General features: G+C 69.4%; 4 protein-coding genes. 2 read left to right on the top strand and 2 right to left on the bottom strand.

Annotation, left to right across the window (positions count from 1 at the left end; all coding sequences use genetic code 11):
- Positions 1-295 precede the first annotated feature (295 nt).
- Entirely contained in the window at positions 296-2,533 is a 2,238-nt protein-coding gene (locus QOI01_RS31710; RefSeq protein WP_526387481.1) for an MDR family MFS transporter, read from the top strand.
- 189 nt (positions 2,534-2,722) lie between these two features.
- The gene (locus QOI01_RS31705) at positions 2,723-4,285 is read left to right on the top strand and encodes a serine/threonine-protein kinase (RefSeq protein WP_526387479.1); all 1,563 of its coding nucleotides are present in this window, start codon (positions 2,723-2,725) and stop codon (positions 4,283-4,285) included.
- A 29-nt stretch (positions 4,286-4,314) separates the two neighbouring features.
- Here QOI01_RS31705 and QOI01_RS31700 read toward each other — a convergent pair whose 3' ends face one another.
- On the bottom strand, positions 4,315-4,800 hold the full coding sequence (locus QOI01_RS31700; RefSeq protein WP_526387477.1) for a hypothetical protein: 486 nt from the start codon (positions 4,798-4,800) through the stop codon (positions 4,315-4,317).
- A gap of 52 nt (positions 4,801-4,852) precedes the next feature.
- A partial coding sequence (locus QOI01_RS31695; protein WP_526387476.1) for a xanthine dehydrogenase family protein molybdopterin-binding subunit occupies positions 4,853-6,104 on the bottom strand: 1,252 nt, incomplete at its 5' end.

Genomic DNA, 6,104 nt, shown 5'->3' with positions numbered 1-6,104 from the left:
GTCGGAGAGTGGACCACGGCGGAACTGGGGTGATGCCTTGGTTGCGCCCAGCGGCGAGACGGTCGGCGCGATCCACGCCGCGACGTATTTCCTGGAGCATCGACGCGTTTTGCCCGTCGTCGTGCCGGTCGGCTAACTGGTGGCGTTGAGGGCAGAGTCGCGGGCGCGAAGCGGTGAGCTGTGGGTCGGCTGTGGGCCGGTGCTCGTCCGAGTGTCGAACCCGCAGAGGCGTAGCTCGCCCACACAATGGTTATACGAGACCGACCGGATAGCCACGACGAGTGAGTTCGAGGACATGACCGCAACGATGACCGGTCCGCCGCGACCACCACAGCCGCCGAGGGGCGACGCCGAGGTCGCCGCGCCCCGGCGCAACCTGATCTTCACGGCCGTGCTGCTGGGGATGCTGTTGGCCGCCCTGGACCAGACGATCGTGGCGACGGCGTTGCCCACCGTGGTGTCCGACTTGGGTGGTGCCGGCCATCAGGCGTGGGTGGTGACGAGCTACCTGCTGGCGTCGACGGTCGTCACGGCGATCGTGGGCAAGCTCGGCGACATGATCGGCCGGAAGACCATCTTCATCGCCGCCGTGCTGTTCTTCATGCTCGGTTCGGTGCTCTGCGGCCTGGCCGGCTCGCTGCCCATGCTGGTGGCGGCTCGCGCGCTGCAGGGCGTCGGCGGTGGGGCCATCATGGTCACGGCGACCGCGGTGATCGGCGAGGTCATTCCGCTGCGCGAACGCGGCAAATACCAGGGCGCCCTCGGTGCGGTCTTCGGCGTCACGACGGTGATCGGCCCGCTGCTCGGCGGATTCTTCACCGATCACCTGAGCTGGCGCTGGGCGTTCTGGATCAACGTTCCCGTGGCCGTCGTCGTGCTCGTGGTCGCCGTCATCGCGATCCCCAACCTCGGCAGGATGGCGCGACCGGTCATCGACTACGCCGGAATCGTTCTGGTGGGTCTAGGCGCCACCGGACTCACCCTGGCGACCAGTTGGGGCGGCAGCACCTATGCGTGGGGCTCGCCGATGATCATCGGACTGTTCGTCGGATCCCTGGTGGCCATCGGCGCCTTCGTCGCCGTCGAACTGCGCGCGCAGGAACCGATTCTGCCGATGCGCCTGTTCCGCGAGCCGGTCTTCGCGGTGTGCTGCGCGTTGTCGTTCGTCGTCGGCTTCGCGATGCTCGGCGCGTTGACCTTCCTGCCGACGTTCATGCAGTTCGTCGACGGCGTGTCGGCCACCACGTCGGGCCTGCACACGTTGCCGATGGTGGTCGGTCTGCTCACGATGTCGATGAGCAGCGGTGTGATCGTCGGCCGCACCGGGCGCTACAAGCTCTTTCCAGTACTGGGCACGGCGGTGATGGCGGTGGGGTTCGTCCTGCTGTCGCGGATGGGCCCGGACACCTCCACCTTCGTCCAGTCGCTCTACCTGGTCGTCCTGGGCGCCGGCATCGGCATGTGCATGCAGGTGCTCGTGCTGATCGTGCAGAACACCGTCGACTTCGCCGATCTCGGCGTGGCGACCTCGGGCGTCACCTTCTTCCGCACCATCGGCAGCTCGTTCGGCGCGGCCGTGTTCGGTTCGCTGTTCAACAACTTCCTGCACAGCCGGCTCGCGGATGCCCTTGCCGCAAGTGGCGCACCACCCGAGGCGGCCCAGTCGCCCAATGCGCTGCACAACTTGTCGCCGGAGATGGCCGCCCCGATCGCGGCCGCGTACGCCGATGCGCTCGACCAGGTGTTCCTGTATGCCGCCCCGGTCGCCGTGGTCGGGTTCGCGTTGGCGTTGATGCTCAAGCAGGTTCCCCTGCGCAACCACGACGTCAGCACGGCCGTCGACATGGGCGAGGGCTTCGCGATGCCGACGACCGCCTCACCGGACCAACTGCTGGAGAACGCCGTCGGTCGGTTGATCCGTCAGGGCTCCGGCATGCAGCTGCGCACCCTGGCTCAGCGGCCGGGAAGCAAGCTCGACATCAGCCGGCTCTGGGCGCTTCTGCAGGTGTACCGCTTCGGGCAGGCCGCGGGGCAGGCCAGGCTGGGAGACGTCGCCGAGCACGTGCGGGTGCCGCGCGAGATCCTCGAGCCGGCCTTCGACCGGCTTGCCGACACTGGCTACGCCGAACGCAACGGAGACATGTTCTGGCTGACCAAGGCGGGAGCACACCAGGTCGAGCTGGTGCGCGCGGACACGATGGAGTGGCTCACTCACGGGCTCACTCAATCCGTTGGCCTTGAGGTCCGACCGGATCGCGGCCAGGTCAGGGAGGCGTTGGATCGCATCTCGCAAGACGTTCTGGTGCAACGTGATTGGACCGAGGACGAAACCCAGGCGATGCGGATGCATCCTCCGCGCCGGGCAGCGCCGCCACCGCGACGGCCCCCTGGGCCCTTGCCTCCGCGTCCCGCCGCCCCCGACCCGCGCCAGCAAAGGCCACCCATGCGCCCGCCACGGCCCACCGAGCCGCCCACGACGCGCCTACGGCCGCCGTATCCCCCGCCAGGGAGTCCGCGGCCTCCGCGCCGGTAGCGGTGCGCGGCCTGCCGCGTTCCGTCGGTTCGAGTACGCTCGGCACGAAGCAATCACTGTGTGCTCCTTCGAGTTCGGCGTCGCCCGGCCGTGCTATGGGGTTGAGCTGGGCCGAAGCGGGAACACCGCTCGGTGGTGTGTGCGCGCGGTCATCGAGGATCGCTTCGCAACTAGTTGGAAGGAACGCTTATGGGCTCCCCGGGTGCCAGCTCGCGTCTGGGCACGCAGTTCGGGCCCTACGAGCTGCGAGAGCTGATCGGCATGGGCGGCATGGGCGAGGTGTACCGCGCCTACGACACCGGGCGGGAGCGCACGGTCGCGCTGAAACTGCTGCGGCCGGACATGGCGGCCGACCCGACCTTCCAGGACCGGTTCCGGCGCGAGTCGCGCATCACGGCCCGGCTGCAGGAGCCGCACGTCATCCCCGTGCACGACTTCGGCGAGATCGAAGGGGTGCTGTACATCGACATGCGCCTGGTCGAGGGCGCCAGTGTGAAGGACGAGCTGCGGGTCAACGGCGTGCTCCCACCGGCTCGCGCGGTGTGGATCATCGGCCAGGTCGCCGCTGCACTGGACGCCGCGCACGCCAACGGTCTGGTGCACCGCGACATCAAGCCGGAGAACGTGCTGCTCACGCCGGACGACTTCGCGTACCTGGTCGACTTCGGCATCGCCCACGGCGGCGGCGAGGCGTCGGTGACCAAGACGGGGCTGGTCATCGGCTCGTGTGCCTACATGGCCACGGAGCGGCTGAGCGGCAAGCCCGGCGGCCCGGCGTCGGACGTGTACTCGCTGACGTGCCTGCTGTACGAATGCCTGACCGGTCGGGCGCCGTTCGAGGCCGAGGACCTGAGGCAGGTCATGAGCGCGCACGTGTTCTCCCCGCCGCCGCGGCCGAGCCAGATCCGCCACGGGATCAACCCCGCCTTCGACGACGTCGTCGCCAGGGGCATGGCCAAGAATCCCGCCGACCGGTACTCCTCGGCCGGTGAGCTGGCCAGGGCGGCCGTCGCGGCCGCACACGGACGGCCCGCGCCGGTCGCGCCAGCAGCCCGTCCGGCTCCGCCGCCGACGCGGCAGTTCGCGGCGTTGGATCCTGGGCGCTCCGGCTATGTCCCGAACCCGCCGGTCGTCGCGCCTGTGGCGCCGGTCAAGCGGTCGCGGTTCAGCCGCGCGCAGCTGGCGCTGTTGGCCGGGACGGTCGCCATGTTCGCGCTGGCGGCGATCTTGGCCGTGGTGTTGGTGTACAGCGGGGACAACGGTGACACCGGTGGGTCGGGGCCTCTGAGCACGCTTGCCGCCCCGCCGCCATCGACCGCCACGGAGGCGCCGTCGCCGTCAGCCTCGGAGGAAACGTCGACGCCCACGACCACCACGTCGACGCCGACGACCACCACGTCGACGTCGACGAGCGCGGCGCCCATTGCCGGGGTGTCGGGGACGGACGCGCAGGGGTTCGTCGGTCAGGCGGCGCGCTGCGATGCGGGGAGCACGCTCGCGGCGGCGATCAGGACGGCTTCCTCACTGGCGGTGATCTGCCAGACGGCACCGGGCAGCTACTACTACCACGGCGAACGCCTGCGGGACGGCGCCAACGTGCAGCTGGCCAACGCCGTGCCGACGGACGGCGGCTTCGACGCGACGAACCCGGCCGACGGCGCCCAGTACCAGGTGCGGCCCAACGAGCTAACCATCTCGAGCAACGGGCACGTCGACTCGGCGGAGCCGGCGTTGGAGTACGGCTCGGATTAGCTGAGCAACGCCACGGTCCGGACGTGCGGTCAGCTGGTAGGCGTCAGTTTGATCGCGGCGATCCCCAGTTGGGTCGATGCTTCGGTGAACTGCTCGACCGATGGAATCAGGTTGTCGCGGAACTTGAGTCCCATCGACCGCTGCGCCTTCTTCGCGCCGTAGGACGTAGCGACGCGAGAAGTGAGCTCGGCGACCACCGCGGGTTCCTTGATGAGCTGGCCGTGCATGGACGTCGTCTTGCCCGCGTACAGCACCTCGGCGGGCGCGCCGTCGCGGAAGTTGTGCTTCCAGCCGGCGCTGAGCAGGACGTAGAGGACGCCGTCGACGTGGTGCGCGCTGACGGGCAGCGAAAACTGGCGGCCGGTCTTGCGGCCCGTGAAGGTGATGACCATGAAGTTCGTGAGCGCGGGCCCGAGGACGGGTGTGCGAAGGGCGAGGTGAAGCGCCGGGTTGAAGGCGCGGAGCACTGCTTGTGGTGGATGCGCGATCTCGACCGCGCCAGTTTGTTCCGACATGCACCGACAGTAGGACCCGTGCGAGGCAGATGGGCGGGAACTGCAGCTGTGGTCAGCGGGGCTTCGGCGCGCCGAGCAGCGCGTCGCACTGCACGGGCAGGTGACGCACCCGGATGCCGGTGGCGTGATAGATCGCGTTGACGACTGCCGCGGCGGAGCCGACGATGCCGATCTCCCCGGCGCCGCGTGTGCCCATCGGGTTGGAGTGCTCGTCGACGCTGTCGAGCCAAATGGCGTCGATGTCGGGGATGTCGGCGTGGCTGCTGATGTGGTAGGTCGCGAAGTCCTGGGTGACGACGTGGCCGAAGCGGTGGTCGCGCACGCTCTCCTCGTGCAGCGCCATCGACAGACCCATGGTCATGCCGCCGATCAGCTGGCTGCGCAGCGTCGTCGGGTTCACCACCCGGCCGATCGAGAAGACGCCGAGCATCCGCGAGACGTGGATCTCGCTGGTGTACCGGTTGACGCGCGCCTCGACGAAGTGCGCGCCGAAGGAGTACATGCCGTAGTTCTCGGCTTCCTCGTTGTTGGGGGCGTCGGCGGTGCTGGCCGCGCCGACCGGCGGTTCGTCGCCGTGCTCCTTCCGAAACGCCTCTGCGGCAGCGTAGATGGCGCGGCCCCATGAGCTGATGCCCGACGAGCCGCCCTCCACCGAAGCGGCGGGCAGGTCGGTGTCGCCGATCTGCAGGTCGATCGCATCGACGTCGCAGCCGATGAGGTCGGCGGCGACCTGGGTCAGCGCGGTCCAGGTACCGGTGCCGATGTCGACGGCGCCGATCTGCACGGCGTAGCGGCCCGGCGCGGTGTGTTCGATGCGGGCGGTGTTGCCGGGCTGGATCATCGCGGGGTATACCGCCGACGCGACGCCGGTGCCGACCAGCCACTCGCCGTCGGTGCGGCTCCTGGGCTCCAGATCCCGTGTCGCCCAACCGAACCGCTCGGCGCCGGTCCGCAGGCATTCGACGAGCCGGCGGTCCGACCACGGATTGCCGGTCTCGGGGTCGACGTCGGGGTCGTTGCGGATGCGCAGCTCGACGGGGTCGAGGTCGCAGGCGACGGCGAGTTCGTCCATCGCGACTTCGAGGGCGTAGGTGCCGGGGCACTCGCCGGGGGCGCGCATCCAGAAGGGCACGGGCACGTCGAGCTTGGCGAGCCGGTGGCTGGTGCTGCGGTTGGCGCCGGCGTAGAGCATGCGCGACGGGACGGCGGTCTGCTCGGCGAATTCCTTGACGGTGGAGGTCTGTTCGACGACGTCGTGGCTCAGCGCGGTGATGGTGCCGTCGCGTTCGGCGCCGAGGCGGATG

The sequence above is a fragment of the Mycobacterium sp. genome (assembly GCF_032162605.1).
Lineage (GTDB): Bacteria > Actinomycetota > Actinomycetes > Mycobacteriales > Mycobacteriaceae > Mycobacterium.
This window is presented reverse-complemented; position numbering and strand designations above follow the sequence as displayed.